The sequence below is a fragment of the Haloplanus rubicundus genome, assembly GCF_003342675.1.
GTDB lineage: Archaea > Halobacteriota > Halobacteria > Halobacteriales > Haloferacaceae > Haloplanus > Haloplanus rubicundus.
Genome location: NZ_CP031148.1, coordinates 1694840 through 1721178, shown reverse-complemented (window position 1 = coordinate 1721178; position 26339 = coordinate 1694840). Strand labels below are relative to the sequence as shown.

29 protein-coding genes are annotated in these 26339 nt (G+C 67.9%); 12 read left to right on the top strand and 17 right to left on the bottom strand.

Annotated features, from left to right (window positions below; translation table 11 throughout):
- Window positions 1-7: 7 nt before the first annotated feature.
- Together idsA3 and DU484_RS09725 are read right to left on the bottom strand one after the other, a co-directional pair.
- Entirely contained in the window at window positions 8-1054 is a 1047-nt protein-coding gene (gene idsA3, locus DU484_RS09730) for a geranylfarnesyl diphosphate synthase (protein WP_114585865.1), read from the bottom strand.
- Window positions 1051-2403, bottom strand: a complete 1353-nt coding sequence (locus tag DU484_RS09725) for a ribonuclease J (RefSeq protein WP_114605802.1) — start codon at window positions 2401-2403, stop codon at window positions 1051-1053. The genes idsA3 and DU484_RS09725 overlap by 4 nt, the downstream gene beginning before the upstream one ends.
- A gap of 257 nt (window positions 2404-2660) precedes the next feature.
- Here DU484_RS09725 and DU484_RS09720 point away from each other — a divergent pair, with 257 nt between their 5' ends.
- A complete protein-coding gene (locus tag DU484_RS09720) occupies window positions 2661-3080 on the top strand; it encodes a hypothetical protein (protein ID WP_114605801.1) in 420 nt (139 codons plus the stop codon).
- Between the two features lie 4 nt (window positions 3081-3084).
- On the opposite strand, the gene DU484_RS09715 is transcribed toward DU484_RS09720, so the two are convergent.
- Window positions 3085-3615, bottom strand: coding sequence for an HAD family hydrolase (locus DU484_RS09715; RefSeq protein WP_262342764.1), 531 nt, complete (start codon window positions 3613-3615; stop codon window positions 3085-3087).
- A gap of 138 nt (window positions 3616-3753) precedes the next feature.
- Between DU484_RS09715 and DU484_RS09710 the strand changes: the two genes are divergently transcribed.
- The gene (locus DU484_RS09710) at window positions 3754-4986 is read left to right on the top strand and encodes a carboxypeptidase-like regulatory domain-containing protein (RefSeq protein ID WP_114606762.1); all 1233 of its coding nucleotides are present in this window, start codon (window positions 3754-3756) and stop codon (window positions 4984-4986) included.
- Here the strand turns inward: DU484_RS09710 and DU484_RS09705 are convergent.
- Window positions 4983-6185, bottom strand: a complete 1203-nt coding sequence (locus DU484_RS09705; RefSeq protein WP_114585863.1) for an alanyl-tRNA editing protein — start codon at window positions 6183-6185, stop codon at window positions 4983-4985. The two genes, DU484_RS09710 and DU484_RS09705, sit on opposite strands and share 4 nt — an antisense overlap.
- 35 nt (window positions 6186-6220) lie before the next feature.
- Window positions 6221-6757: a helix-turn-helix domain-containing protein gene (locus tag DU484_RS09700; protein ID WP_114585862.1), complete on the bottom strand. Its 537-nt coding sequence runs from the start codon at window positions 6755-6757 to the stop codon at window positions 6221-6223.
- 92 nt (window positions 6758-6849) lie between these two features.
- Between DU484_RS09700 and DU484_RS09695 the strand changes: the two genes are divergently transcribed.
- The gene (locus DU484_RS09695; protein ID WP_114605800.1) at window positions 6850-7848 is read left to right on the top strand and encodes an NADP-dependent oxidoreductase; all 999 of its coding nucleotides are present in this window, start codon (window positions 6850-6852) and stop codon (window positions 7846-7848) included.
- Here the strand turns inward: DU484_RS09695 and DU484_RS09690 are convergent, their stop codons facing one another.
- The 4 genes from DU484_RS09690 to DU484_RS09675 form a co-directional block, all read right to left on the bottom strand.
- A complete protein-coding gene (locus tag DU484_RS09690; protein WP_114585860.1) occupies window positions 7849-8634 on the bottom strand; it encodes a VOC family protein in 786 nt (261 codons plus the stop codon).
- Between the two features lie 74 nt (window positions 8635-8708).
- A complete protein-coding gene (locus DU484_RS09685) occupies window positions 8709-9530 on the bottom strand; it encodes a hypothetical protein (protein ID WP_114605799.1) in 822 nt (273 codons plus the stop codon).
- A gap of 82 nt (window positions 9531-9612) precedes the next feature.
- Window positions 9613-10044 carry a TIGR04206 family protein gene (locus tag DU484_RS09680; RefSeq protein WP_114585858.1) on the bottom strand — a complete coding sequence of 144 codons (432 nt, stop codon included), beginning with the start codon at window positions 10042-10044 and terminating at the stop codon, window positions 9613-9615.
- Window positions 10044-11156 (bottom strand): OBG GTPase family GTP-binding protein, encoded by a 1113-nt coding sequence (locus DU484_RS09675; RefSeq protein ID WP_114585857.1) that lies wholly within the window; start codon window positions 11154-11156, stop codon window positions 10044-10046. The genes DU484_RS09680 and DU484_RS09675 overlap by 1 nt, the downstream gene beginning before the upstream one ends.
- Window positions 11157-11290: 134 nt before the next feature.
- Here DU484_RS09675 and DU484_RS09670 point away from each other — a divergent pair, with 134 nt between their 5' ends.
- From DU484_RS09670 to DU484_RS09645, 6 genes are all read left to right on the top strand, one after another.
- On the top strand, window positions 11291-11494 hold the full coding sequence (locus DU484_RS09670; protein ID WP_114605798.1) for a VNG_1110C family protein: 204 nt from the start codon (window positions 11291-11293) through the stop codon (window positions 11492-11494).
- Between the two features lie 67 nt (window positions 11495-11561).
- The gene (locus DU484_RS09665; protein ID WP_114605797.1) at window positions 11562-11924 is read left to right on the top strand and encodes a DUF7541 family protein; all 363 of its coding nucleotides are present in this window, start codon (window positions 11562-11564) and stop codon (window positions 11922-11924) included.
- Between the two features lie 125 nt (window positions 11925-12049).
- The gene (locus DU484_RS09660) at window positions 12050-12346 is read left to right on the top strand and encodes a DUF6684 family protein (protein WP_114585854.1); all 297 of its coding nucleotides are present in this window, start codon (window positions 12050-12052) and stop codon (window positions 12344-12346) included.
- A 143-nt stretch (window positions 12347-12489) separates the two neighbouring features.
- Window positions 12490-14217, top strand: a complete 1728-nt coding sequence (locus DU484_RS09655) for a cbb3-type cytochrome c oxidase subunit I (RefSeq protein ID WP_114587222.1) — start codon at window positions 12490-12492, stop codon at window positions 14215-14217.
- A 181-nt stretch (window positions 14218-14398) separates the two neighbouring features.
- Window positions 14399-14665 carry a DUF7520 family protein gene (locus DU484_RS09650; RefSeq protein ID WP_222844822.1) on the top strand — a complete coding sequence of 89 codons (267 nt, stop codon included), beginning with the start codon at window positions 14399-14401 and terminating at the stop codon, window positions 14663-14665.
- Between the two features lie 23 nt (window positions 14666-14688).
- Window positions 14689-15087, top strand: coding sequence for a universal stress protein (locus DU484_RS09645; RefSeq protein ID WP_114585852.1), 399 nt, complete (start codon window positions 14689-14691; stop codon window positions 15085-15087).
- Here DU484_RS09645 and DU484_RS09640 read toward each other — a convergent pair whose 3' ends face one another.
- The 7 genes from DU484_RS09640 to DU484_RS09610 all read right to left on the bottom strand — a co-directional run bounded on the left by DU484_RS09640 (window position 15088) and on the right by DU484_RS09610 (window position 21659).
- The gene (locus DU484_RS09640; RefSeq protein WP_114605796.1) at window positions 15088-15864 is read right to left on the bottom strand and encodes a thioredoxin family protein; all 777 of its coding nucleotides are present in this window, start codon (window positions 15862-15864) and stop codon (window positions 15088-15090) included.
- A 1-nt stretch (window position 15865) separates the two neighbouring features.
- A complete protein-coding gene (locus tag DU484_RS09635) occupies window positions 15866-16609 on the bottom strand; it encodes an ABC transporter ATP-binding protein (protein WP_114585850.1) in 744 nt (247 codons plus the stop codon).
- On the bottom strand, window positions 16606-17364 hold the full coding sequence (locus DU484_RS09630; protein WP_114585849.1) for an ABC transporter ATP-binding protein: 759 nt from the start codon (window positions 17362-17364) through the stop codon (window positions 16606-16608). The genes DU484_RS09635 and DU484_RS09630 overlap by 4 nt, the downstream gene beginning before the upstream one ends.
- Entirely contained in the window at window positions 17364-18467 is a 1104-nt protein-coding gene (locus DU484_RS09625; RefSeq protein WP_114605795.1) for a branched-chain amino acid ABC transporter permease, read from the bottom strand. The genes DU484_RS09630 and DU484_RS09625 overlap by 1 nt, the downstream gene beginning before the upstream one ends.
- Window positions 18464-19405, bottom strand: a complete 942-nt coding sequence (locus DU484_RS09620) for a branched-chain amino acid ABC transporter permease (RefSeq protein ID WP_114605794.1) — start codon at window positions 19403-19405, stop codon at window positions 18464-18466. The genes DU484_RS09625 and DU484_RS09620 overlap by 4 nt, the downstream gene beginning before the upstream one ends.
- Before the next feature lie 133 nt (window positions 19406-19538).
- Window positions 19539-20837: a substrate-binding protein gene (locus tag DU484_RS09615; protein ID WP_245957320.1), complete on the bottom strand. Its 1299-nt coding sequence runs from the start codon at window positions 20835-20837 to the stop codon at window positions 19539-19541.
- 150 nt (window positions 20838-20987) lie between these two features.
- Window positions 20988-21659 carry a haloacid dehalogenase type II gene (locus tag DU484_RS09610; RefSeq protein WP_157969548.1) on the bottom strand — a complete coding sequence of 224 codons (672 nt, stop codon included), beginning with the start codon at window positions 21657-21659 and terminating at the stop codon, window positions 20988-20990.
- 85 nt (window positions 21660-21744) lie between these two features.
- Between DU484_RS09610 and DU484_RS09605 the strand changes: the two genes are divergently transcribed.
- The 3 genes from DU484_RS09605 (at window position 21745) to DU484_RS20400 (ending at window position 24275) form a co-directional block, all read left to right on the top strand.
- Complete coding sequence (locus DU484_RS09605; RefSeq protein ID WP_114605793.1) at window positions 21745-22500, top strand: GNAT family N-acetyltransferase; 756 nt, start codon at window positions 21745-21747, stop codon at window positions 22498-22500.
- Window positions 22501-22647: 147 nt separating this feature from the next.
- Window positions 22648-24150, top strand: coding sequence for a sodium:solute symporter family transporter (locus DU484_RS09600; protein ID WP_114585844.1), 1503 nt, complete (start codon window positions 22648-22650; stop codon window positions 24148-24150).
- Window positions 24147-24275 carry a hypothetical protein gene (locus DU484_RS20400; protein ID WP_262342906.1) on the top strand — a complete coding sequence of 43 codons (129 nt, stop codon included), beginning with the start codon at window positions 24147-24149 and terminating at the stop codon, window positions 24273-24275. Before DU484_RS09600 ends, DU484_RS20400 begins: the two co-directional genes overlap by 4 nt.
- Here DU484_RS20400 and acs read toward each other — a convergent pair.
- Window positions 24272-26266: an acetate--CoA ligase gene (gene acs, locus DU484_RS09595; RefSeq protein WP_114585843.1), complete on the bottom strand. Its 1995-nt coding sequence runs from the start codon at window positions 26264-26266 to the stop codon at window positions 24272-24274. The genes DU484_RS20400 and acs overlap by 4 nt on opposite strands.
- Window positions 26267-26339 lie beyond the last annotated feature (73 nt).

The window sequence follows — 26339 nt, the reverse complement described above, 5'->3', positions numbered from 1 at the left end:
GCCGCCGTCAGTAGCCCCGGGAGATGAGGTACTCCGCGATGGCTTCCAGTAGCGACCGAGCCTCGTTGTCGGGGAGGGCTTCGAGATTTCGCTTGCTCTCGTCGACGAGCGAGCGCGCCTTCTCGCGGGCGTACTCGATGCTGCCCGCTTCGTTCAGCGTCGCCACGGCCTCCTCGACTTCGGCGTCGGTCAGCGACTCGGCGTCCTCGGCGTCGACGAGGCCGTCCACGTCGACGCCCTGCTGGCGGGCGTGGAGCGTGATGAGCGTCTCCTTGTTCTCGACGAGATCCGAGCCGCGCTGTTTGCCGAGCTTCTCCGAGGGAACGGTCAGGTCGAGCACGTCGTCCTGAATCTGGAACGCCGATCCGGAGTTGATGCCGTAGGCGTAGAGCGCGTCGACCACCTCGTCGTCGGCGTCGAGGAGAATCGCCGGCGTCGCCGCGGCGTCGCCGTAGAGGACGGCGGTCTTCGACTCCACCATCTCCAGGTACTCGTCGGGGAGGACGTCGCGTCGACGCTCGAACTCCACGTCGAGGGCCTGCCCCTCACAGATGCGGGTGCAGGTCTCCGCGAGCATCCGCATCGCCTCCAAGCCGTTCTCGGGCGCGGCACCCGTGTCGGCCATGATCTCGAAGGCGGTGGAGTAGAGCGTGTCGCCCGCGAGGATGGCGGTGTCCACGTCGTAGGCCTTGTGGACGGCGGGCACGCCCCGACGGAGCGCGTCGTCGTCCATGATGTCGTCGTGGATGAGGGTAAAGGACTGGATGACTTCGAGGCTCAGCGCCCCGGCCATCACGTCCACCTCGCCGCCGTCGAGGGCGGGAAACTGACGGTAGTCGACGGAGAGCGGGGGCACGTCCGCGATGGCCTCGGCGGCCAGCAGGGAGACGGTCGGCCGGAGACGCTTGCCACCCGCCTTCAGCAGGTAGCGCGACGCCTCCCAGAGCCGTTCGGGCGCCACGAGGGGGAGGTCCTCGTCGATGGCCGCGTTGACCCGCTCCCGGCGCTCACGAACCGCGGCGAGCACCCGCTCTTCCGTCGAATCGGTCGTCATTCCACCAGCTGGATCATGTTGCCGTTGCGCGTGACGTGCAAGTCACGGCCGAGCGCGTAGCCCATGCCCTCCGCCAGGTCGACGTAGGGCGCGAACCCTTCGAGGTCCTGGTGGGCCGGGATGACGTGCTGGGGCTGCAGCGCGTCCAGCATCTCGTAGTGGCCCTCCTCGCGGAGGTGGCCGGAGACGTGGATGTCGTCGTAGATGCGCGCGCCCTGCATCCGGAGGAGGCGCTCGGACTGGTAGCGCTGGCCCTCGTTCGTCGGCTCCGGGATGACGCGGGCCGAGAACATCACCTTGTCACCGTCTTCCAGTTCGTACGGCGTCTCGCCGCGACCCATCCGCGTCAGCATCGCGCGCGGTTCGCCCTGGTGGCCCGTGACGATGGGCAGGTAGTTCTCCTTGCCCTCCTTCATGATCCGCTTGAACGTGCGGTCGACGGACTTGCGGTGGCCGTACATCCCCAGGTCGTCCGGGAAGTCGACGAAGTCGAGGCGTTCGGCGGTGCCCGAGTACTTTTCCATCGAACGACCGAGGAGGACGGGCTGGCGCCCGATGTCCTCCGCGAACTCGACGAGGCTCGTGACGCGGGCGATGTGGGAACTGAACGTGGTGGCGACGATGCCGCCGTCGTAGTCCTCGACGGAGTACATCACGTCGCGCAGGTGCTTGCGCGCGACGGACTCGCTAGGGGTGCGGCCCTTCCGGCCCGCGTTGGTGCAGTCCTCGATGTACGCGAGGACGCCCGCGCCTTCGCGACCGATCTCGCGGAAGCGGTCCATGTCGATGGGGTCGCCGATGACCGGCGTGTGGTCCATCCGCTTGTCCAGCCCGTAGACGATGGCGCCCTCCGGCGTGTGGATGACGGGGTTGATCGCGTCGATGATCGAGTGGGTCACGTTGACGAACTCGAGTTCGACGTTGCCGGAGTCGCCGATGGACATGGTCGACCCCGCCTCCATCTTCACGAGGTCGTTGCCGACGTTGAACTTGTCCTCGCCCTGGACCTGCTGTTTCACCAGTTCGATGGTAAAGGGCGTCGCGACGACGGGGGCGTCGTAGCGGTGGGCGAGTTTCGAGATGGCGCCGATGTGGTCGAGGTGACCGTGGGTCGGGACGATCGCCTGTACGTCGCCTTCGAGGTCGCTCATCACCCGGTCGTCGGGGATGGCGCCCATGTCGATCAGGTCGAGACTGTGCATCTGTTCGGTTTCGACGTTGTCGTGGATCAGTACCTGCGACAGGTTCAGACCCATGTCGAAGATGACGACGTCGTTACCGGCGCGGACGGCAGTCATCTGCCGCCCGACTTCCTCGTAGCCGCCGATTGTTGCGATTTCGATTTCCATGGTTTGTCCGAGCATTGAAACGCCACAAGTGTGGCAAGGGTGCTCACGCAAATCCCGTCTCTGGGGGCCACCGGCCCCGGCGTCTTACAGCACGTCGGTCGCTGGTCCCCGCATGCGGCCATCGGCCGCATTTGCCCGCGGGTCGTTGGTACACTGGTCTACACACCCGGGTGATAAAAAGTGCGTGGGTCGGCCGGCGCCGAGCCACGGGGTGGCACGGACAGGGTTATGCGCGGCGAGGCGCATCGCCCGAACGAATGCCGACGCGACGAACGGCGCTCGCGGCGGCCGGTGGCGCCCTCGCCGGGAGCCTCGGCACCTACGCCGGCCTCGAAGCGACCGACACCGGCTACGGCTCGATCCAGTGGGCGAACGAACTCGACCGCGAGGTTCGCGTCCGGACGGTCGTCCGCTCGACCGGCGGCGTCCTCGCCGATCCGGCCGTCGTCTACGAGAGCGAGTACCGGATGTTTCCGACCGAACACACTCGCGGCGGCGACACGAACGTCGTCGAGACCGGACGGTACGAGGTGTCGGTCGAGGTAACGTCACGGGACGGCGGCGTGCTCGCCGGCCCCGAGTCGACGACGTGGGCACCCGCCGGCTGTTACCACCAGCGGCTGATCGTTCGGGTCACGGCCGACCGGTCCGTCGAGTTCCTTCAGCGCGAGTGTTGAGCGATCAGTCCACCCACTCGAACGCGACGCCCGCCCGCTCCGCGGTCACGGCGTCGCGTTCGGAGTCGCCGACGAACAGCGCCGAAGACGGCTCGGCGCCGAGGCGGTCGATGGTCGTCAACAGGGGTTCGGGGTCGGGTTTGTACGTCGCCACCGAGTCCCGGCCGACGACGACGTCGACGTGATCCAGCAGGTCGTGTCGGTCGAGTGCCAGCCGACACGCCGCCTCGGCGTTGAGCGAGCAGACGCCGACCGGAACCCCCCACTCCGGAATGCGGTCGGCGTGCGGGAGCCGGATCGCACGCTCGGCGCCGCGACGTTCGTGGCCCGCGAGGATCGACTCTAGGTCCTCGGCCAGGCCGTACTCCGGCGCCGTCTCGAACAGCGACCAGAGGTCGGCGTCGGCGGCGTCGACGCCCGCCTCGGCGAACGCCGTCGTCGCGTCGCTGGCGGCGGCCTTCCAGTTGACCGCGAGTCGGACGAGCGTCCCGTCGAGGTCGTACACCACCGCCTCGTAGTCGGTACTCGAACTCACACCGGTCCGTAGGGTCGCGTGGATGAAGGCGCCTTCGGTCCGGTGGATCGCGGGTGGACGACGGGGCCGAACTCGGACGACGACGACCGTGTCACCGCGCGACAAGGTATTTTACAGGTTGCCGCCGTACGTGCGTCCATGTTACGGGTTCCCGAAGTACTAGGTGCACTTCTCGTGTTGTCCCTCGTCGCCGGCGCCAGCGCCGGCGTCACCGTCGCGCAGGGGGGCGGCGAGACGGTGACCGTCACCGTCGCCGTGCGTGACCGCGCGGGCAACACCATCTCGAACGCCGACCTCGACGTGGAGTGGGACGGCGGGTCGACGACGGCGACGACGGCCGGCAACGGCAAGGCGTTCGTGGACGTGCCCGCGGGCGCCGAGGTGACGATCAGGGTGACCCACCCGCGGTACGTCCGGAACAACCCCTACGTCATCGACTCGGCGGCCGAACGCGAGGTCGACGTGCAGGTGTACCGCAAGAGCACGGTCCGCCTCGAAGTGAGCGACGACGACGGCTCGGTCGCCGACGCGCGGGTGCGGATTCAGCGCGGCGGGCTGGACATCGAGACGGGGCGAACCGGCCCGAACGGGGTCTTCGAGTCGGACACCGTCGAGGCGGGTCGATACACGGTCGTCGTCAGTAAACCCGGCTACTACACGCGGGAGAAACCGCTCGAAATCGACGGCGACATCACGAACCGCGTCGCGCTCCGTCGCGGATCGGTGACCGTCGGCGTACGGGTGATCGACCCCCACTTCGACCCGCCACAGGCCGTTTCGGGCGCGACGGTGACCCTCACGGACGTGGCGACCGAGCGGACGGGCCGCAGCGGGAACGTCAGCGTGACCGCCCCGGTCAACACCGAGACGACCCTGCGCGTGACCCGCGACGGCTACCGGACCGCCGAACGCGACCTGACGGTCGGGGAGGAGGCGACCAACGTCTCGGTCGGCATCTCGCGAACCCCGTCGGTCACGCTCGAATCCGCCAACGAACGCGTCGTGGCGGGCGAGCGGGTCGTCCTCACCGCGACGAACGCGTACGGCGAGCCGGCGAGCGTCGCGACGGTCTATCTCGACGGCGAGCGGGTCGGCACCACCGACGGCGAGGGCGAGGCGCGGGTGCGGATCGACGACCCCGGCGAGCATACACTCTACGTGACGAAAAACGGCGTGCGGTCGAACGAGGTCGGAATCGAGGCCATCAACGCCGACGGCGGGACGGACACCGCCGACGCGACTGCGACGGCGTCGCCGACGGACGAACCGACGCCGACGGCGACGACGACGAGCGACAGTAGCCCGGGCTTCACCCCGATCCTCGCACTGCTGGCGATTCTCCTCGTCGCCGCCCGGTTCGCGCGTCGCTAGTCGCGTAGGGCTGCGACGACCGTCTCGGGGGCGGCGTCGAGGCCGCCACCCTGTGCGAACGTCGGGCCGCCACCGCCGCCACCCCCGAACTCGTCGGTCAGGTCGGCCACGAGGTCACCGGCGTCGACGTCGCCGGTCGTCGCGACGACGACGTACGGCGCCGACCCCTCGCCGACCGCCGCGATCACGTCCGCGTCGCCGTCGCCGACGCGTTCCTGTGCCGCCTCGCCCACCTCGTTCGGGCCGAAGTCCGCGACGGTGCCGACCCGCCAGACTGCGCCGTCACGCTCCGTCGTGGGGAGGGCGGCGAGGCGCGCGCCGAGGACGTCGGCTTTGTATTCGCGCACCTCGCGTTCGAGTTCGTCGCGCTCCGCTCGCAGGTCGGCCACCGCGTCGTCGAGAGAGTCGACGCTCGTCCCGAGGGCACGGGCGGCACCGAGGGCGGCGCGTCGGACCGACGCCCGGCGATCGATCGCCGGCGGTCCGACCGCGAACTCGACGCGCGTCAGCCCCTCGCCGGGGTTCGAGCGGTCGACCACCTCGACCGGCCCGACCTCCCGGGTGTTCGAGACGTGCGTGCCCCCACAGGCCGCCACGTCCCAGCCCTCGATGTCGACGAGGCGGACGGTGTCGGCGTCGTCCATCACGCCCTCCTCGGTCTTCGTGTTGAACGCTACGTCGTCGCGGGCGCGCGCCTCGTCGACGGGTACCTCGCCCCACGAGACGGACCGGGAGTCCCACACCGCCCGGTTGGTCAGGCGTTCGAGTTCGACCAGCACGTCGTCGTCGATGTCGGTCGAGGTGGCGAAGTCGACGCGGACCTTCTCGGCGTCGATGTCGAATCCGCCGTACCCCAGGTCGTCAAGCAGGCGTCGGCCGGCGCCGTAGAGCAAGTGACTCGCGGTGTGGGCGCGCATACAGTAGGTGCGGAAGTCGTCGTCGATCACGCCGACGACGGTGTCGCCGGCGGCGACGCCCGGGTCGTCGTCGAGGTGGTGGACGACGGCGTCGTCCGCGGCCTGTACGTCGGTGACGGGCACGCCGGCGAGGGTGCCGCGGTCCGCCGGCTGGCCGCCGCTCTCGGCGTAGAAGTACGTCTCGTCGAGGACGATGGCGGCGTTCGTGGAGCCACGCTCCACGTCCTCGACCGTCGCCTCGAACTCCCGAACCTCGGGTTCGGCGGGGGCTCGTGTCTGCATGCCCGCCAGTCGTGGGCGGGACGGGTAAAAACTCCCTACTCGTCGACGAGATCGATCCCGAGTCGCTCCTCGACGGCGCGGACGAGCGACCCGCCGACGCCGGCGCGGGTGGCCCGGCCCTGTTCGAGCGCGAGCACGTCGTCCTCGTCGGCGTCCAGTTCGGCCGCGAGTTCCTCGACGGTGAGACCCGCCTCCTGCCGTGCGGCCTCGACGTGGTCGCCGTAGCCCGAGACGAGGTAGGGGAGGCGGTCCTCCTCGTAGTCGGTCCCCTCCTGCTCCCAGCGTTTCGTGTTCCCCCGCGAGGCGTCGTAGATGCGCGCCGTGTTCTGGGCGGCGCGCTTCTTCCGGCTGGGTTCGTCGTCGCCGCGCGATCCGGAACTGGCACCGGACGAGGACCCGGATCCCGTCCCGCCGCGCCCTCCGGAATCGCCGTGTGGCGCGCAGTCCGAACAGACGAGTAGCTTCGCGCCCGCGACGGTGGCGCGCTGAAGGTTGGCCGTCTCGCGGCCACAGAGTTCGCAGGCGTCGCCGTCGCCGCCACCCCGGTCCGAGCCGGTCGAGTATTTCGTCATACCTCGTCTACCCGGCCGACCTATTTCAACGTCCGGTCCACGACGCGCGACCGAAGGACAAGGCATCTACGCGCCCGCCCCGAACGGCGCGTATGCGAGCCTGGCACTTCGCCGAGCGACCCGACGGGGAACCGACCCTCGACAGTTTCGAACTACGGGAGTACGAGCGGCCGACGCCGCGACACGGCGAACTCCTCGTGCGCGTCCGCTATCTCTCCGTCGACCCCTACATGCGGGGGCGGATGCGGGACGCCGACTCCTACGCCGAGCCTTGGGCGGTCGGGGACGTACTCCGGGGCGGCGTGGTCGGCGAAGTCGTCGAGAGCGGGAGCGACCGATACGCGGCCGGTGACCTCGTGGCCGGGCGCGGCACCTGGGCCGAATACAGCGTGCTGGACGCCGACGACGCCACGCCCGTCGACCCCGAGGTGGCCGACCTCCCGGCCTACCTCGGCGTCCTCGGCATGCCGGGGCGGACGGCGTACTTCGGCTTGCTCGACGTGGCCGAGCCGCGACCCGGCGACACCGTCGTCGTCTCGGGCGCGGCGGGCGCCGTCGGCTCGACGGTCGGACAGCTAGCGGGGCTGAACGGCTGTCGGGTCGTCGGCGTCGCCGGCACGGACGAGAAGACGGCGTGGCTCACCGACGACCTGGGCTTCGACGCGGCGATCAACTACGCGACGACCGACGACTACCGCGCGGCGCTCGACGACGCCGCGCCCGACGGTGTCGACGTCTACTTCGACAACGTCGGCGGGCCGATCACCGACGCAGTGTTTACGAAACTGAACGTCGACGCCCGCGTCGCCGTCTGCGGACAGATCGCTCACTACAACGCCGAGGCGGTGCCGACGGGACCGCGAAAGCTCCCCCAGCTCATCGCGTCGCGGGCGACGGTCCGGGGGTTCCTCGTCACCGACTACGCGACGCGGGCCGACGCGGCACGCGAGCGCCTCGGAGGGTGGGTTCGGGCCGGCGATATCAGCCATCGCGAGACGGTCGTGGAGGGACTGGAGCACGCCCCCGACGCGTTCCTCGGGCTCTTCTCGGGGGAGAACGTCGGCAAACAGGTAGTGCGCGTCGCGGAGTGATTATTCGGGGAACAGCGGCGGTTCCAGACTGTCGCGCTCGATGAGTTCGATTTCGTGGCCGTCCCCATCCTTCGTGAACGCGTACATGTCGTCACAGGAGGCGGGGTCGCGGTAGTCGTCGGCCTCGCGTTCCATCAGACGCTCCCAGTCCTCGTGCAGGTCGTCGACGCGGACGCAGAGGTGGCCCCACGCGTCGCCCATGGTGTACGACCGGCCGTCGTAGTTGTAGGTCAGTTCGACGGACATCGCCTCCACGGGGGCGTTCCGCGGTTCGGTGAAGTAGTTCGCGAAGGTGTCCGACTCCCAGCGACGGGTGGGAACGTGTTCGAACTTCCGGGTCCAGAAGCCGAGCGCCTCGTCGGCGTCCTCGACGCGGATCATGGTGTGATCGAGGCTCCAGCGGGCACCGTGGTCGCGCTGGACGATTTCCACCTCGTGGCCGTCGGGGTCTTTCACGAACGCGTACCGTCCACCACAGGAGTCGGGGTCGCGGTAGTCCTCGACGCCCTCGGCCATCAGTTCCTCGTAGGCGTCGTAGACGTCCTCGACGCGGACGGCGATGTGGCCCCACGCGTCGCCCATCTCCTCGGGGGCGCCGTCGTGGTTGTGGGTGAGTTCGAGCATCGCGCCCGCCTCGTGCATGTCCTCGGGGCCGAGGTAGACGATGGTGAACGTGTCGGCCTCCCAGCGATCCTTCTCCTCGTAGTCGAGATGCGACCGGTACCACGAAAGCGAGTCGTCGAGGTCGGCGACCCGCATCATGACGTGATCGAGCGTTCCGTCCATGCGCGACGGGAGGGCGGCGACGCCGAAAAACGTACCGCAACCGGTGGTTTCGCGCCGCCGAACCGCCCCGTCGACTACCACCGACTCGCGGGGAACGGGATCGGATCGCCTCCGAACGGGAACGGGTCGGGACGCGGGCCCGGCCAGGGCCACGGCCACGGCCACGGCGGCCACTCGTCGGGCGGGAAGGTGAGCCCTTCCCGGGACATCGCGGCCCCGCTCCCGGGGGTGAGCCGTCGCGGATCGACCGCGTTCGTCGGCCGGCGTCCGCCGAGTGGCGTGCGCTGGAGCGTGTCGGACGGACTGTCACGGACCGTCGGCAGCGGGACCGGATCACCGTTGTCGGCGTACCCCCACGGACCCGGACGTGGTCCCGGCCCCGGCCAGGGCCACGGCCACGGCCACGGTGGCCACTGCGGCGGCCACGGCCACGGGTCCGGCGGCGGCGTGAGACCCACGGGCGATTCGGCACCGCGGCTCGGCTGTGGGCTCGGATCGCCCCAGGTGCGCGCGACCGGTCGGAACCCCCCGCCCGGCGACGCCGTCTCGACGTCGAGGAGGCCCTCCTCTTCCAGATGCGAGAGGTACTCCTCCCGAATGTCGAGGAAGTCGCCGAGCCGGTCACCGACCGCGGGCGGTGAGCCTGCCAGACAGATCGGATCGTTCGGATGCTCTCGGCAGTACTCGGTCCACTTCTCCTCCTCACCGGGAATCGGCTGGAACACCTTGCCGCCACCGCCGACCAGGTTCTCCTCTTCGAGCCGCTCGACGTACGCCCGCTGTGCGTCGCCGACGCGTCGGGCCCAGTCGGCCTGCATTCGGCGCGAGAGCTCCCGACGCTCGTCCGGATCGAGTTCTCCCAGCCGTTCGATCAGGTCGTCGATGTCGTCTCCCATCGAGTATCCCCTCCGTATAGATATTTGACACTATAGATAATTAATGTTAGCTTTCTAAGATTACTTGGCAACGCGTCACGGCCTACGCGTCACACTCGCGGTACACCCACCACGCGACGAGCCAGCACGCGGCCGTGCCGAGCGGCCACCCGGCCCGGCCGGGCTGGAACGAGAATCCCCGTGCCAGCGTCAGTTGTGCGACGCCGGCGGCCGCGAGGAGGCCGGCGGTCACCCGCGGGTCCTCGCGGCCGAACAGGTAGCCGCCGAGCGCGCTCGCGAACGCGAGGAGGTAACAGGCGACCGAGAGCGGCCAGGCGAGGATGTAGTCGGGGAGCCCCATCGTGTACCGAAAGAGGAAGTCCCAGAGGAAGGTGACCGAGAACGGATCGAAGTTGAGCAGTCCCCACGCGAAGACGAACCCCGGCGGCCGAGCGCCCACGAAGGTCTGGACGGACCACGGGACGGCGAGGAGCGCGAAGACGACGGCGGGACGGATCGGCGAGCGCTCGGGCACTATCGTCTGGCGACGACGCGCATCACGTCCTCGTCCTGGAGTTCGTGGTCGCGACCCACCTGCTGTTCGTCGTGTTTCGCGCTCGGGCCGGTGACGCGGGCGAAGCGGAAGCGCTCGTCGAGCGAGCCGCCGAGTTTCCGGAGCGCGTCGTCGACGGTGTTTTCCCCCTCGCGCAGGACGAGGGGTTCCTCGTAGTCGACGCCGCGGCCCGGCTTGTCCATGTAGACGCGAATCATCCCGAGCGCCTCCCAGATCTTCTCCTTGAGGGCGTCGAGGCCGCGTTCCTCCTCGGCGCTGATGAACACCACCTCCTCGGGGTCGAGACCGTGTTCGCGGAGGTTCTCCTCCACCGTCGGGAGGTAGTCCTTGTCGATCAGGTCGGCCTTGTTGACGGCGACGATGGAGGGAAGGTAGACCCGGTTGTCCTGGATGCCGTCGATGAGTTCGTCGATGGTGCAGTCGCCGCGGATCGTCACGTCGGCGTTGACGTAGCCGTGTTCGCGCAGGACGCTCTTGATCGTCCCCTCGTCCAGCGCCACGTCGTCGGTGGTCGTCACGCGCAGGCCGCCCTTGCCGGTCTTCGAGATGGAGAGGCTCGGCGGCGAGGTGTCTAGGCGAACCTTGTTGGCGTAGAGTTCCTCGCAGAGGCGGTCGTAGTGCTGAATCTCGAACACCGAGAGGAGGAAGACGACGAGGTCGGTCGTCCGGACGACCGACAGCACCTCCTGCCCGCCGCCGCGGCCGCCGGCGGCGCCCTCGATCAGTCCCGGTACGTCGAGCATCTGGATGTTCGCGCCGTTGTACTTGAGCATGCCCGGGTTCACGTCGAGGGTGGTGAACTCGTACTCACCGACTTCGCTCTCCGCGTTCGTGAGGGCGTTGAGTAGCGTCGACTTGCCGACGCTGGGGAAGCCGACGAGACCGACGGTGGCGTCGCCCGTCTTCTCGACGGCGTAGCCGTGCCCGCCGCCCGAGGAGGATTGGCGTTCGAGCTTCTCCTTTTTTTCCGCGAGCTTCGCCTTCAGCCGGCCGATGTGCTGTTCGGTCGACTTGTTGTACGGCGTGTTGGATATCTCCTCGCGGAGGTCCTCGATCTCCTCCTCAAGACCCATCACCCGACTCTCGGCCGGCGGCGTCGAAAAACCTGTTCCTTCAGAGTCGCCGGCGACCGACGGCTCGGACGTAGCCGGGATAGTGATAGAATTTCGACACGGTTATACCGGGGTACTGGGACTGTACGATACCGATGCCGAGCCCCGAGCGGTTGCGAGACAGCACGCAGATCGTCGTGCCGTGCGAGTCGCTGGTCGGGCTGCGGGACGACCTCGAATCCGACTTCGCCGTCAGCGTCTTCTCCATCGAGGAGGCGACATGTCGGATCGTCGGCAGCCCGGTCGAGATCAAGGCAGTCAGCCGGTTTCTCGCCCGTCACGGCGTCAACGTCGCCTGACTCGGGGTGGGGCGACGTGTCACGAACGGGTCGAAGCGTTTTCTACGATCCGGCCGCTACGGCGGGTATGGACGAACAACCGGGACTGAGCGACCAGTATCGGATGGCGAGCCCCTGGCCGATATTCGTCGCGTTCGGCATCCCCATCGCGGAACTCGGCATCCTGTTCGACGTGTTCGTGGTCGCGGTCGGCGGTCTCCTCCTGTTCTGTGGGAGCCTGACCGGCATGATCCGCGAAGCCGGCTACGCGAAGACGGCGTGGCGACCGCTCGCCGTCTTCGCCGTCCTCCTCTTCGCCATCGGCGGCGGGCTCGTGTTCACCGACGTGAACCTGGTGACGCGGGGCTACGCCATCATCACTGCCGGCGCCCTCCTCGCGGCGGCGGGGATCGGGGGCGAACTGTTCGTGCCGAAACGCGAACCCGTCTGAGGCAGGTCGTCGTCACCGGCTAGCCGTCGTCGCACTCGCGGAACCGGCGATCCCGTCCGTCCGAGCGGCGACGGTCTGGGGGGCCGATGGAAACCTATTTGTTCGGGCTGTGTTTTTGATCACCCATGGCGACGAAAGTGTTCGACCGGGACACACTCCTCGATCTGACGGTGAACTTCATTCCGCTGTTCATCATCCTCTTTTTCATCGTCGGCTACGCCGTGTACGACCCGTTCGGTCTCGACTCGGTGTCGCGCATCCTGCAGTACGTGCTGCTGGTCGCGCCCTTCGTCCTGCTGGCTATCCTGACGTATCTGTCGGGGAAAGCCATCGCAACGGCGGAGAAGACGTCGACGATGTACCTGCCGGGAGGCGCGACGGTCGACGACGCCGAACCGATCGAGGAACACGAGGAGGAGTGAGCGCTCGCGGCGGGCAGTGACAGCGGCGCGCGGAGCCGCGCGCATCCGCCGTGACCGCCCGACGCGCACCCGAATATTTCTTAACCCTGGCTTCCTGAGCAACGTCCATGCAGATCACCGGACAGTTAGCGTTGACGGTGCTCATGGGGCTCTTCCTCGTGATCATCGCCGCGTGGCTTGCGCGGATCGAAGACTGGCGGTCGTATACGCCACTGGGGAGTGGCGGGGCGGCCGGCGAGTCGGGATACGTCTCACAGGAGAAGCCGGCCGGCATCAGTCGCTGGCTGACGACGGTCGACCACAAGGACATCGGCATGCTGTACGGCCTCTACGGCGTCATCGCCTTCGTCGTCGGCGGCCTGATGATCATGCTCATGCGGATCGAACTGCTCGATCCGGGGATGACGCTCCTGTCGAACACGTTCTACAACTCGTTGCTGACGAGTCACGGCATCACCATGCTGTTCCTGTTCGGGACGCCCATCATCGCGGCGTTCGCGAACTACCTCGTCCCCCTGCTCATCGGCGCGGACGACATGGCGTTCCCCCGGATCAACGCCATCGCCTTCTGGCTCCTGCCGCCGGGCGCCCTGCTCATCTGGGCAGGCTTTTTCCCGCTCGGTGACATCATCCCCGCGCAGACGGCGTGGACGCTCTACACGCCGCTCTCGGCGGGCGTCGGCGGCGGCAATCAGGCCAACGCCGGCGTCGACCTGATGATCCTCGGTCTCCACCTCACCGGCGTCTCGGCGACGATGGGGTCGATCAACTTCATCGCGACCATCCTCACCGAACGCGCGGAGGAAGTGACGTGGGCCAACCTCGACATCTTCTCGTGGACCATCCTCACCCAGTCGGGACTGATCCTCTTTGCCTTCCCCCTCCTGGGAAGCGCGCTGATCATGCTCCTGCTGGACCGCAACCTCGGCACCACCTTCTTCGCCATCGAAGCCGGCGGGACGATGCTCTGGCAACACCTGTTCTGGTTCTTCGGCCACCCCGAAGTGTACATCCTCGTCCTGCCCCCGATGGGCATCGTCAGCTACGTCATCCCGCGGTTCTCCGGACGGCGGCTGTTCGGGTTCAAGTTCGTCGTCTACTCCACGCTCGCCATCGGCGTGCTCTCGTTCGGCGTCTGGGCCCACCACATGTTCGCCACCGGCATGGACCCGCGCCTGCGCGCCTCGTTCATGGCGGTGTCGCTCGCCATCGCGATTCCCTCGGCCGTGAAGACGTTCAACTGGATCACGACGATGTGGAACGGAAAGCTCCGCCTGACGACGCCGATGCTGTTCTGTATCGGCTTCGTCTCCAACTTCATCATCGGCGGCGTCACCGGCGTCTTCAACGCCTCCATCCCCGTCGACCTGGTGCTCCACGACACCTACTACGTCGTCGGGCACTTCCACTACGTCGTCATGGGCGCCATCGCCTTCGCCGGCTTCGCCGGGCTCTACTACTGGTTCCCGATGTTCGCCGGACGGATGTACCAGCGCCGCCTCGGCAAGGCGCACTTCTGGCTGTGGATGATCGGCTCGAACATCACGTTCCTCGCCATGCTCGTCCTCGGCTACGGCGGTATGCCCCGGCGTTACGCCACGTACCTGCCCCAGTTCGCCACGTTCCACCAGCTGGCGACGCTCGGCGCCGTGCTGATGTTCGTCGGCGGCCTCATCTGGACGTACAACTTCGTCGTCTCGTGGCTGGAAGGCCCGAAGGTGCAGGACGGCGACCCGTGGAACCTCCGCGAGGACGGCATGTACACCAACGAGTGGCAGTGGTTCGCGGACAAGCAGGAAACCGCCCTCGCCGACGGCGGTGACGAAGAGGACGGTCTCGTCGCGGACGGCGGCGAGCCGACCGACGAGTAACGTCGGCCCGTTTTTTTACGTCGCGAGCAGAATTCCGGTAACGAACATCAGGAGCGCGACGCTCCCGAGGATGATCCCGAGGATATCCTTGTTGGTCATACCCGCTCTGACGAGCGGCGCGGTCAAAGGCCCATCGGTCCGAAGGGAAAGCGCTAATCGGTGCGCAGCCCTACCGTCGTATGTGACCGCAACACGGCGTGACGGCCAGCGGCTGATGATACTCCTCTATTTCGTCATCGTTGGTATCGCGGGCGTCCTCGGTCTGGTCCTCGGCGGGTTCATCTTCGCCGGCGAGGGACCGGAGCTGTTCTTCCTGATCGACCTCCCGGCGACGGCGCTCGGCTACGCGACGTTCGGCGTGGTGACCGTCGCCGTCGGACTCGGGATTCCGCTCGCACTCGTCGTCTACGTCTCCCGCGGGCTGGACGGCGTGGATAAAGACACTTAGCCCTGGCTGGCGGACCCTTCTGTATGTACCACGTCGTGATCGGCGTCGACGACAACGAGGAGCGAGCGATGGCATGTGCACGGGCGGTGGCCGACCTGCCCGGCGACGCGTCGGAGAAACGGGTGACGGTGATCCACAGCTTCACCGACAACCCGAGCGGTGCCTCCGCGTCCCAGCTCGCGTCCGTCCGTGACGTGACCGACTTCCTGGAGGAGCGGGGCATCGAGATCGAGGTGACCGAATCGAGCGGCGACCCCGCCGATCAGCTTCTCGAAGTCGCACAGGAAGAGGATGCGGACCTCATCGTCGTGGCCGGCCGGAAGCGCTCGCCGACGGGCAAGGCGCTGTTCGGAAGCGTCACGCAGTCGGTTATCTTGAACGCGGAGCGGCCGGTGATGGTCGCCGGCGAGGCGCGCGAGTAGCTACTCGTACACGGCCACGAACCGGTCGGCGTAGGTGTCGGGCGACTGGCGCCCCGTCGTCACGTCTTCGAGAGCGCCGTCGCGGAACGAACAGACCGCGGGCGCCGCGTCGACGTCGAACGTCCGGCGGAAGTCGGCCACCGACTCGCCGTCGACGCCCGCCACCGCCACGGCGTCCGGAAGCGCCGACAGCACGGCGTCGAGGTCGTCTTTTAACGCCTCGCAGGGCGCGCAGTCGTGGCGCCACACCGTCACGACGGCGTCGGGATGATCGGCGAGAAAGGCCGGCCACGACTCGTCGTCGAGTTCCGGCACCGCGTCGGGCACCGGCGACCCGGGCGAAATTTCGGCGACGAGCGTCGCCATCGTCGCCAGTCGCTCGTCGTCTGGCAACGTCGCCTCACCCGCACCGTCACCGCCTTCCCGAGGCGTCTCCGACGCCTCGCTGTCGACGGCTTCGCCGTCTGCCCGAGGGATCTTCGATCCCTCGTTGTCGAATGCAGCCCGAAGCGAGAGGTAGGCGATCAGGTCCGCACGGGTGATCGATCCGGCGTCGATTCGCTCGGCTGCGGTCGACTCGCTCACGCCGAAGGCGTCGGCGACGGTGGACCGGAAGACGGCGTCGTCGACGCCGGCGTAGGAGTCGCGATAGACGCGGCGCGTCGACTCGAAGGCGTCGGTCGTCACGAGGCCCCCGTCGTCGCGTTCGGCGACGAGACCGGCGTCGATCAGGGCGTCGAGCGCGTCTTCGAGCGCCGCGTTCGAGGGGCCAGACATCTCAGACACCCAGATAGCGCTCGCGGGTCCGTTCGTCCTCGCGGAGTTCGTCGGCCGTGCCGTCGAAGACGATTCCTCCCTGGTCGACGACGTACGCCCGGTCGGCGATTTTGATCGCCGCCGCGGCGTTCTGCTCGACGAGCAGGATCGTCACGCCCTGATCGCTGATGCGCTCGACGGCCGCCTCCACGTCCTCGACGATTTTGGGGGCGAGTCCCTCGTAGGGTTCGTCCAGCAGGAGGAGGTCGGTGCTCTGTTTGAGCGCGCGGGCGATGGCGAGCATCTGCTGTTCGCCACCGGAGAGCGTGCCGGCCTTCTGGGTCTTGCGCTCGCGGAGGCGGGGGAAGTCGTCGTACACCTGCTCGGTCGACATCGACGTGCCGGTCGCGGTGAGCGGCCGGCGCCACGTGTTCGAGCGGTTGCGCGACACCTCCGCGATCCGGAGGTTCTCCTCGACGGTGAGGTTCGGAAAGACGCGGCGTTCCTCTGGCACCAGCGAGATGCCCTGCATCGCCACGTCGTCGGCGGGCAGCGACGTGATGTCGTCGCCGTTGAACGTGATCGACCCGTCGCGGACCTCCGGCGGTTTCGCGCCGGCGATGGAGCGCAAGGTCGTCGTCTTGCCCGCGCCGTTGCGGCCGAGGAGCGCACAGATTTCGCCCTCCTCGACGGTGAGCGAGAGGTCACGCAGGATGTGGCTCTCGCCGTAGTAGGCGTCGACGGCGTCGACGTCGAGAAGCGTCACAGGTCCACCCCCCCGAGGTACGCCTCCTGCACTTCGGGATCGCCCCTGATTTCGTCGGGCGTTCCCTCGGCGATGACCCGACCGCGGTTGAGGACGACGATGCGATCGGAGACGCTGAAGACGATCTCCATGTCGTGTTCGATGAGGACGAAGGTGAGCCCCATTTCGCGTTTGACTTCCTCGACGAGGTCGACCGTCGCCTCGGTCTCCTCGGGCGACATCCCCGCTGTCGGCTCGTCCATCAGGAGGAGGTCGGGTTCGGCCGCGAGCGCGATGCCGATTTCGAGGCGCCGCTTGTCGCCGTAGGGGAGTTCGGAGGCCGTGCGGTCTGCCTGATCGAGGAGGCCGACGGCGTCGAGGGTGTCCCGTGCCACCTCGTGGACGTCGGTGAGGCTGTCCCGGTGTTCGAGGAACTTGAACCCGAACGAGCCGTGTTCGGCGGCGAGAGCAGCGATTTCGGCGTTCTCCCGCACGGTGAGGTTCGAGAAGATGGAGGCGGTCTGGAAGGACTTGCTGACGCCCATCTGAACCACCTCGTGTGGATCACGGTTCACGATGGACTCGCCTTTGAACCGGATATCGCCCGACGTGGGGTCGAGGCGGCGCGTGATGAGGTTGATGAGCGTCGACTTGCCCGCGCCGTTCGGGCCGATGATCGAGACGCGTTCGTCTTCTTCAACCTCGAGGTTCACGTCGTCGGTGGCGACGAGACCGCCGAACTCCTTGACGAGGTTCTCCGTTTCCAGCAGCGCCATCAGTCCTCACCTCCGGTGACGAAGTCGCGAACGTCGCGGACGAACCCCCAGATGCCGCGGGGGAAGATCCAGATGACGACGACGAACACCAGGCCGAGGATGAGATGCCAGAACGGGGCGATGAAGTCGACCGGGTGGCCGCCGCTGACGATGTTCTCGACGTAGAGGTAGACGCCGGCGCCGACCATGGGGCCGAACAGCGATCCCGTGCCGCCGAGGACCGTCATGATGACGATCTCGCCGCTTTCGGTCCAGTAGAGCGACGACAGCGGGACGTACGACCCGTGGATGGTAAAGAGGCTCCCGGCGATACCGGCGAAGAGCCCGGAGAGGATAAAGGACATCAGCCGGTAGCGCCAGACGTTCAGGCCGACGAATTCGGCGCGCTGTTCGTTCTCCCGGATGGCTCGGAACACCATGCCGTACGGCGAGTGGAGGATGCGGTAGGCGAGAGCCACACAGAGCAGCGTGATGATCCCTACGAAGAGGTACAGCCACGTGCCGAGGAGCAGTCCGACCACGGACGGAAGTTCGGCTTCGAGCGCGAAAGTGCCGAGCAGTTCTCCCGTCTCGACGCCCGTGAACCCGTTCTCGCCGCCGGTGATGAACGCGAGCGGCGACGAGGACATGTAGAACATCATCTGGGCGAACGCGAGCGTGAGGATGGCGAAGTAGATACCGCCCCGACGAAGCGAGAGGAAGCCGAGTACCCACGCGAGGAGGACGGCGAAGGCCGTCCCCGCGGCCACCATCAGGACGGGGGAGCCGGAGACCTGCTGGCTAAACACGCCGGCCGCGTAGGCCGCGCCGCCCCAGAAGGCGGCGTGACCGAACGACAGCAGTCCGGTGTAGCCGAGCAGGAGGTCGAAGCCGAGCGCGAAGATGCCCCAGATCAGGATGAGCGTCGCGAGGCTCTGATACCCCTGCAGCAGGTCGCTCACGACGGGCATCCGCGAGAAGACGAACGGAAAGAGCGCGAGGACGACGGCGGTGCCGGCGACGACGCGAACCTCGTTGCCGCGGGGCGCCCAGACGCCGATGGCGTCGGTGAGGGCACCCGCTTCCGTTTCCGGTTCGCTCGCCGGTGCGGGTTCGTCGCTCATGGGGCCACCTCCGCCTCACCGAGCAGGCCCTGTGGCCGCACGAGCAGGACGAGCGCGGCGATGGCGTAGAGTCCCACCTGCGCCCACGCGGAGTACGTCGCCACGAGGATGGCCTGTGTGAGTCCGAACAGGACGCCCCCGAGGACGGCGCCGGCGATGGAGCCGACGCCGCCGATGACGACGGTCAGGAACGCGGGCACGAGAATCTCGTTGCCGATGGTGGGGTTGACGGGGTTGAGCGGGCCACCGACGACGCCCGCGACGCCGGCGAGCGCCGCGCCGATGCCGAAGACGACGATGTACGGCCGACTCAGCCGGATGCCGAGCAGTTCGACCATCTCGGGATCACGGGTGCCGGCACGGACGATCAGCCCGAAGTCCGTGAACTCCACGAGGAGGTAGACGATGAGCACCAGAACGGCTGTGATGCCGATGACGTAGTACCGCCACGAGGAGATGGGGATGGCCGCGAGGAAGGGCACCTGGGGCGGCCCCTGTGCCCACGCGGGCTGGCTGAACGGCAGGCTGCTCGATCCGAAGAAGGCTCGGAACAGTTCCTGAACGATGATCGCCAGCCCGAAGGTGACGAGAATCTGGTCGGTGTCCGGACGGTCCTTGAACGGTTCGACGACGAAACGCTCCATCGCCAACCCGACGACGAAGACGACGAAGGGAACGATGAGCAGCGCCGGGATGTAGCCCAGGCCGAGGCCGAGCTCGGAGAACCCCCACTCTTGAAGCAGGCCGCTCGTCAGGTTGATTTCGAGGGCCAACAGCAACCCCGCGTAGGTGCCGATGAGATACAGCGCCCCGTGGGCGAAGTTGACGAACTTCAGTGTGCCGAGGATGATCGACAGGCCCACCGCCAGCAGGATGTAGATGGCGCCCTGCTGGAGGCCGTTGAGCAGGACGGTAATCGCCTCGATGTGAAAGCTCATCGTCTCACCTCACGGGCACCTCGAAGGGGTCGACGAGGAGCGCCGGTTGGTAGTGTCATACACGTGTAGTTGAGCATTATTGACTATAATTTTGTGCTACGGCGCGAGGCCGACTCGCGCCGGGCGGTCGTCGCTACTCGTCGCCGTACTCGCCGAGCTCACATTCGGCGGCAGGACCGGCGTCGCAGGCGTATCCGAGTTCGTCGCGACTCGTGACGTTGATGATCTCGAAGTACTGGCCTTCGGCCTGTTCGGACTCGGGGAGGCCACGGACGACGGGCACGTCGCGCTGGGCCTGGTGGTCACAGCCACGCATCGTCTCGGCACCCATGCCGATGTTGTCGTACTCGTAGTCCTCCAGTTGCCGGATGACCTCGGGCGGGTAGAACGTCCCGGCGCGTTCGACGGCCGCCGCGTACATGAGCGTCTGGGAGTACGCGAGCTGTGCCGGCCCGGATGGGATGCGGTCGTACTCGTCCTGGAACACCTGCAGGAACTCCTGGGACGGCGTGTTGTCGATCTGTGAGTCCCAGGCGACGGTGCCGAACACGCCCTCGATGGCGGCGCCGGCTGCCTCGGCCATCGGGCGGTTGTACAGCGGGACGACGAGCTCCATGTCCTCGTCGAGACCGGCGTCGACCGCCTGGCTCACCGACGTTGCCCCGTCCAGTCCGTAGTGGTCGAGCAGGAGGACGTCGGCCCCGGAGTTCGCCGCCTCCGAGAGATAGGACGAGTAGTCGCTGGTGCCGAGCGGCGTCGCGACGGAGTCGACCTGCTCCCAGCCGGCCGTCTCGGTCAGGAACTGGTTCATCGACTCCTGAACGGTCTGCCCCCAGCTGTAGTCGGCGTAGAGCTGATAGAACTGCAGGTCGCTCCCGTACTCCTCACGGAGGACTGGCGCGAGCGCCTGCCCGGTCATGTACGCGTTGAACATCTCCCGGAAGCCGTAGCGCACGCAGTTCGCGCCGGTCGTCTCGTTGGAGTGGGTCAGACAGGCCATGAACATGACCCGCTCGCGCTGGCACAGCTCCTGCACCGCGATGGCGACGGCGGAAGAGGACCCGCCGGTCACCATGATCGCGTCGTCACGCTGGATCATCCGCGACGCGGACTGGCGCGCGGTGTCGGCGTCGGTCGCCGTGTCGCCGCTCACCGAGTCGATCTGGTAGCCGAGGACGCCGTCGCCGGAGAGGTCGTCGAACTGGGAGTCGACCCAGCCGCCGCCGTTGTTCAGGTGATCGACCGCGAGTTCGTACGCGCGGAGTTCGTCTTCCCCTTCGGAGGCGTACGGCCCGGACTGCGGGACGTTGAACCCGAGCGTCGCCGTATCGCCCTCGATGGGGTAGTTGCCGAGTTCGGGGTAGTCGGAGTCGCCGCCACCGCCGCCACCGCCGCCACCACCGCCACCCGAGCAGCCGGCCAGTCCGACCAGCCCCGCGGTGCCAGCAGCGCCGGCGGCCTTGATCACGTCACGCCGATCCAAATAGCCATCAGTGCTATCCATGCACAAAGGGGTGGGTAGAATATTAATAATAGTTTCTGTTTTTGCGGTAACTTTCGTGTAAAATCCGGCTGGAAGCGGTCAGCACAGGTCGTCGGCGACGGCCGGCAGGGTCGTCACTTCCCGGTCCGGACGGGCACCGATGGCTTCGGGCGGGTCACGCGCGCGGTTCACCCACGTCGTCGCCATGCCCGCGTTGCCGGCGCCGGCGACGTCCCACGCGTTCGAGGAGATCAACCGGCAGTCGCCGATGGGGCGGTCGAGGGTCTCCGCGGCGTGTTCGTACACCGCCGGGTCGGGTTTGAACGTCCGCACCGCGTCCGCGCTCAGCACGTCGTCGAGGTGGGGCGCGAGCCCCGCGTTGTCCGCGAGGCGTTCGAGCATGGCGGGGTTGCCGTTCGAGAGGACGACCACGTCGTGGCCGGCCTCGGAGAGTCGGGTGAGCGCCTCGACAGCGCCCGGGAACGGCTCCAGATGGTTGTACGCGTCGCGGATGCGGTCACGCGCCTCGGCGTCCGGGGCGAGGTCGTACGCCGCGAGCGCGTAGTCGAGCGCGTGGGACGTGATGGCCCAGAACGGTTCGTAGTCGTCCATCTGTGCGCTCTGGTAGGAGTACTGGAGCTGTTTGCGTCGCCACGTCTCGTCGACGGCGGCGACGAGCCGGTCGGGCACCCCGAGCACCTCGCCGAGGCGCGTCCGCACGCTACTCGTGTCACAGAGCGTCCCGTACATGTCGAAGCAGAGTCCGGCCATGCACGGGGGCACACGTGACAGCCTCTTGTAGTTGTGCCAATCCCCACCGGGACCATTTAAGGAGCGGCACCGCACACTCCCCACCATGGACATCCGCGAGGCAACCGCAGCGGACATCGACGGGATTCGGACCGTGGCCCACGACTCCCTCGCCGCGTCGTACGGACACGTACTTGAGGACGACATCATCGCGCAGGCCGTCGAGCGGTGGTACGACGAGGAGACGCTCGCCGACGACTTGGACGACCGGAGCACGGAGTTCCTCGTCGCCGACGACGACGGAGACATCGTCGGGTTCGCACAGAGCTACGTCGTCGACCGGCGCGAGGTGGTCGGCGAAATCGACTGGCTCCACGTCGAACCCGGGAGCCGCGGGAGCGGCATCGGGGACGAACTCCTGGCCGCGCTCGAAGCCCGCCTCATGGACCACGGCGTCGGCCGCATCGAGGGGCGCGTCCTCGAAGCCAACGAGGCCGGAGCCGGCTTCTACGAGCGCGAGGAGTTCGAAGGCATCGGCGACCGCACCGTCGAAATCGGCGGCGAGCCGTTCGTCGAGAAGCTCTACTCCAAGTTCCCCGAGACCGGCGGCCGGCAGGTACTCACCGAGGCCGCGACCCTCCCCGACGGCCGACAGGTGTTCGTCGCCCTCGACGAGAGCGTCCGCGGCTCCAGCGGCCCGTTCTACGCCGTCTACCTCGACCGCGACCGCTCGGAACGCTACGGCTACCTCTGTGGCAACTGCGACGGCTTCGGCATCTCGATGGACACCATGGGCCGCGTCGTCTGCAAGGACTGCGAGAACCGCCGCAAGCCCACCCGCTGGGACGCGAGCTACCTGTAGTCGGCGTTACCCCCCCCCCCCCCTTCTCCGCGTCGCGAGTCGATACCCTCCCGTGGCACCCCGGCGATTACCCAGTTATAACACAAACTATTACACCGTCGACCGCGTGCCGACAGCCATGCACGAACGAACCGGAGGTGCGGTGTCGTGGTGACGACGACGACGTTGCTCGGCCTCCTCGTCGCCGTCCTCGTCGTCTTCGCGGCGTTCGGCGCGTGGTACGCGCGGGGACGGATCGAGACGGTCGAAGACTACATCACCGCCCGCAACTCGACGGGCGGGGGGACGCTGACCGCGACGGTCGTCGCCTCCAGCATGGGGGCGTGGATCCTGTTCAGCCCCGCGGAAGCGGGGGCGGCCTTCGGCGGCATCACGGCCGTCGCGGGCTACGCCGCCGGGTCGGCGCTCGCCCTCGCCGCCTTCGCCGTCGTCGGGCCGCGCATCCGACGCCTCCTCCCCGAGGGCCACAGCCTCACCGAGTACGCCTACGCCCGCTACGGCCCGGTCATGTACGGCTACGTCCTCCTCGTGAGCGTCGCCTACATGTTCGTCTTCCTCGCCGCCGAGTTCACGGGCATCGCGAGCGCGCTCTCCCTGATCGCTGGCGTCCCCGGCTGGCAGACGGCGGCCGTCGTCGGCGCCACCGTCCTCGCCTACACGGGCTACGGCGGCCTGCGCGCGAGCATGGTGACCGACACCGTCCAGACGGCGCTCATTCTTCCGCTCCTGATCGTGAGCGTCGTCGTCACCCTGCTCGCGCTCGGCGGGACGGACGCCGTCCACGCCACCGTCGTCGACGCCGCGCCCGAACTGCTGACGCTTGGCGCGCCGAGCGGCCTCGAGTTCGGCGCGTACGTCGTCGTCGCCATCGTCGGCGCCGAGATGCTGAATCAGGCGTGGTGGCAGCGGGTGTACGCCGCGAGCGACGAGGGGACGCTCCGGCGTTCCTTCCTCGTCGCCGCCGTGGCGGTGGTGCCCATGGTCTTTCTCGCCGGTATCTTCGGCCCCGTCGCCGTCGGCCTCGGCCTCGTCGAGGCGCCCGGCGACGCCTCTGTCTCCTTTTTCCTCGTCGTGACCGAGGTCCTGCCCGATCCGGCCGTGATTGCCGTCGCCGTCCTCGCCGTCCTCCTCGTCGTCTCCAGCGCCGACACGCTCTTCAACGCCATCGCGAGCGTCGTCACCGTCGACCTGCCGCGGGTGGTCGACCTCTCCGATGCGGGGCTCACGGCCGCCGCGCGCGCGGTGACCGTCGTCGTCGCCGCCGCCGCCACCGTCGTCGGCGCGCAGGGCTACTCCGTCCTCACCCTGTTTCTGCTCGCGGACCTGCTGGCCGCCGCGACCTTCGTCCCCCTCCTGTACGGCCTCTACTCGCCGCGGGCGTGGTCCGGGGGCGTCGCCGCGGCCAGCGCGGCCGGTCTCGTCGTCGGTCTCGCCTTCTTCCCGCCGGCGCGGGCCGTCCTCCCGCTCTCGGCGCTGCCCGCTGCCTCCTACTTCGTCTCCTTCGTCGGCGCGGCCGCCGTCTCGACGGGGCTGGCCGTCGTGACCGCTCGGCTCGGGAACCGGCGGTACGACCTCGACCAGCTGGACCGCGACGTGCGTCGGCTGGACGACGGCGTACTGGCCGACGGTCGCGGAGGTGACCGCCGGTGACCCTCTCGGCGCTCGGCTTCGCCGTCCTCGTCTGGGGGTCGCTCGCGCTCGTCGCCGTCGTCTTCCTGTACGAACTGCTGACGGTGTGGCGCGACCGGCAAAAAACGGGTGGCGAGTCGACTTAGTCGCCGCTGATCTTGCCCTGGATGTCCTCGACGATGTCGGGGTTGCGGAGCGTCGAGGTGTCACCCAGTTCGGCCTCGTTGGCGATGTCTTCGAGCAGGCGGCGCATGATCTTGCCCGAGCGCGTCTTGGGTAGGTCGGGCGAGAAGACGACGCGCTCCGGCCGGGCGATGGGCCCGATGGCGTCCTCGACGCCCTGGACGATGCGCTGGCGGAGGTCGTCGTCCTCCTCGTACCCTTCCTCGGTGATGACGTAGGCGTAGACCGCCTCGCCTTTCACCTCGTGGTCGCCGCCGACGACGGCCGCCTCGGCGACGCCCTCGACGCCGACGATGGCGGACTCGATTTCCATCGTCCCCAGCCGATGCCCGGAGACGTTGATCACGTCGTCGACGCGGCCGAGGACGGTGATGTAGCCGTCGTCGTCGATCTTCGCGCCGTCCTCCGGGAAGTACACCCAGTCCTCCGGATCGTCGCTGTCGGTGTCCGAGTACTCCGCCCAGTACTCCTGGATGTAGCGCTCGTCGTTCTTGTAGAGGGTCCGAAGCATGCCCGGCCACGGCTTCCCGACGGTGAGATAGCCGGCGCGGCCGGCCTCCACCTCGTCGCCGTTGGTGTCGACGATCCGAGCGTCGACGCCCGGCAGCGGCGGCCCGGCGGAGCCGGGCTTCATGTCCTTGACGCCCGGCAGCGTCGTGACCATCATGCCACCCGTCTCGGTCTGCCACCACGTGTCGACGATGGGGCACTCCTCGTTCCCGATGTGCTTGTAGTACCACTTCCACGCCCGCGGGTTGATCGGCTCGCCGACGGTGCCCAGCAGTCGCAGGCTGGAGAGGTCACACCGCTCGGGGTACTCCGATCCCCACTTCATGAACGCACGGATCGCCGTGGGGGCGGTGTAGAGCTGGTTCGCCTCGTACTCCTCGACGATCTGCCAGAGGCGGTCGCGGTCAGGGTAGTCCGGCGTCCCCTCGTACATCATCGTCGTCGTGCCGAGCGCGAGCGGTCCGTAGACGATGTAGGAGTGACCCGTGATCCAGCCGATGTCGGCCGAGCAGAAGTAGGTGTCCTCGGGCTTGACGTCGAGGACGGCCTGACTGGTCCACGACGCCCACGCGAGGTAGCCGCCGGTGGTGTGTTTGACGCCCTTGGGCTGGCCCGTCGTGCCCGAGGTGTACATGAGGAACAGCATGTCCTCGGCGTCGCGCTGGACCGGCTCCACTTCCGCGCCCTCGTGGTCGGTGACGAGGTCGGCGTAGGCGTGCTGGTTGTCCGCCATGTCGTGCCCGAAGCCGTCGCCGTCGCGGAGACGTTCGGCGACGACCACGCCTTCGACGTCGTGATCGACGCCCGACAGGCCCTCGTTCGCCTTCGCGAGGTGGTCGAGCGGGTCGCCACGGCGGTAGTAGCCGTCACAGGTGACGAGATACTCCGAGTCGGCGGCGTTCATGCGCGTCGCCAGCGCGTCCGCCGAGAAGCCCGCGAACACCACGCTGTGGGGCGCGCCGATACGCGCACACGCCAGCATGGCGATGGGGAGTTCCGGGATCATCGGCATGTACATCGTCACCACGTCGTCCTCGCCGACGCCCATGTCGCGGAGCGCCGCGGCGCACTCGTTGACCTCGCGGTGGAGCTCCGCGTAGGTGAACGAGCGGTCGTCCTCGTCGACGGGTTCGCCGACCCACTCGATGGCCACCTCGTCACCACGCTCGTCGAGGTGGCGATCCAGACAGTTGGCCGACGCGTTCAGCTTGCCGTCGGTGAACCATTTATAAAATGGCGGGTTCGAGTCGTCGAGCACCTGGTCGTACCCCTCGTCCCAGTCGAGGAGGTCGGCCGCCGCCTCCCAGCAGTCGGGCCAGTTCTCCTCGAACTCCTCGTAGATGCCAGGGTCCGAGACGTTCGCCTGCTCGACGAACGCGTCCGAGGGCTCGAACACCTCTTGCTCTTCGAGGCGTGCCTCCAGTTCGATGTCGTCGTCGGACATGTCTCATCGTAGGGATTCCCAATCATTCGTGATAAACCTACGCCATCTGACGACAGCGCCCCGATTGATCGCC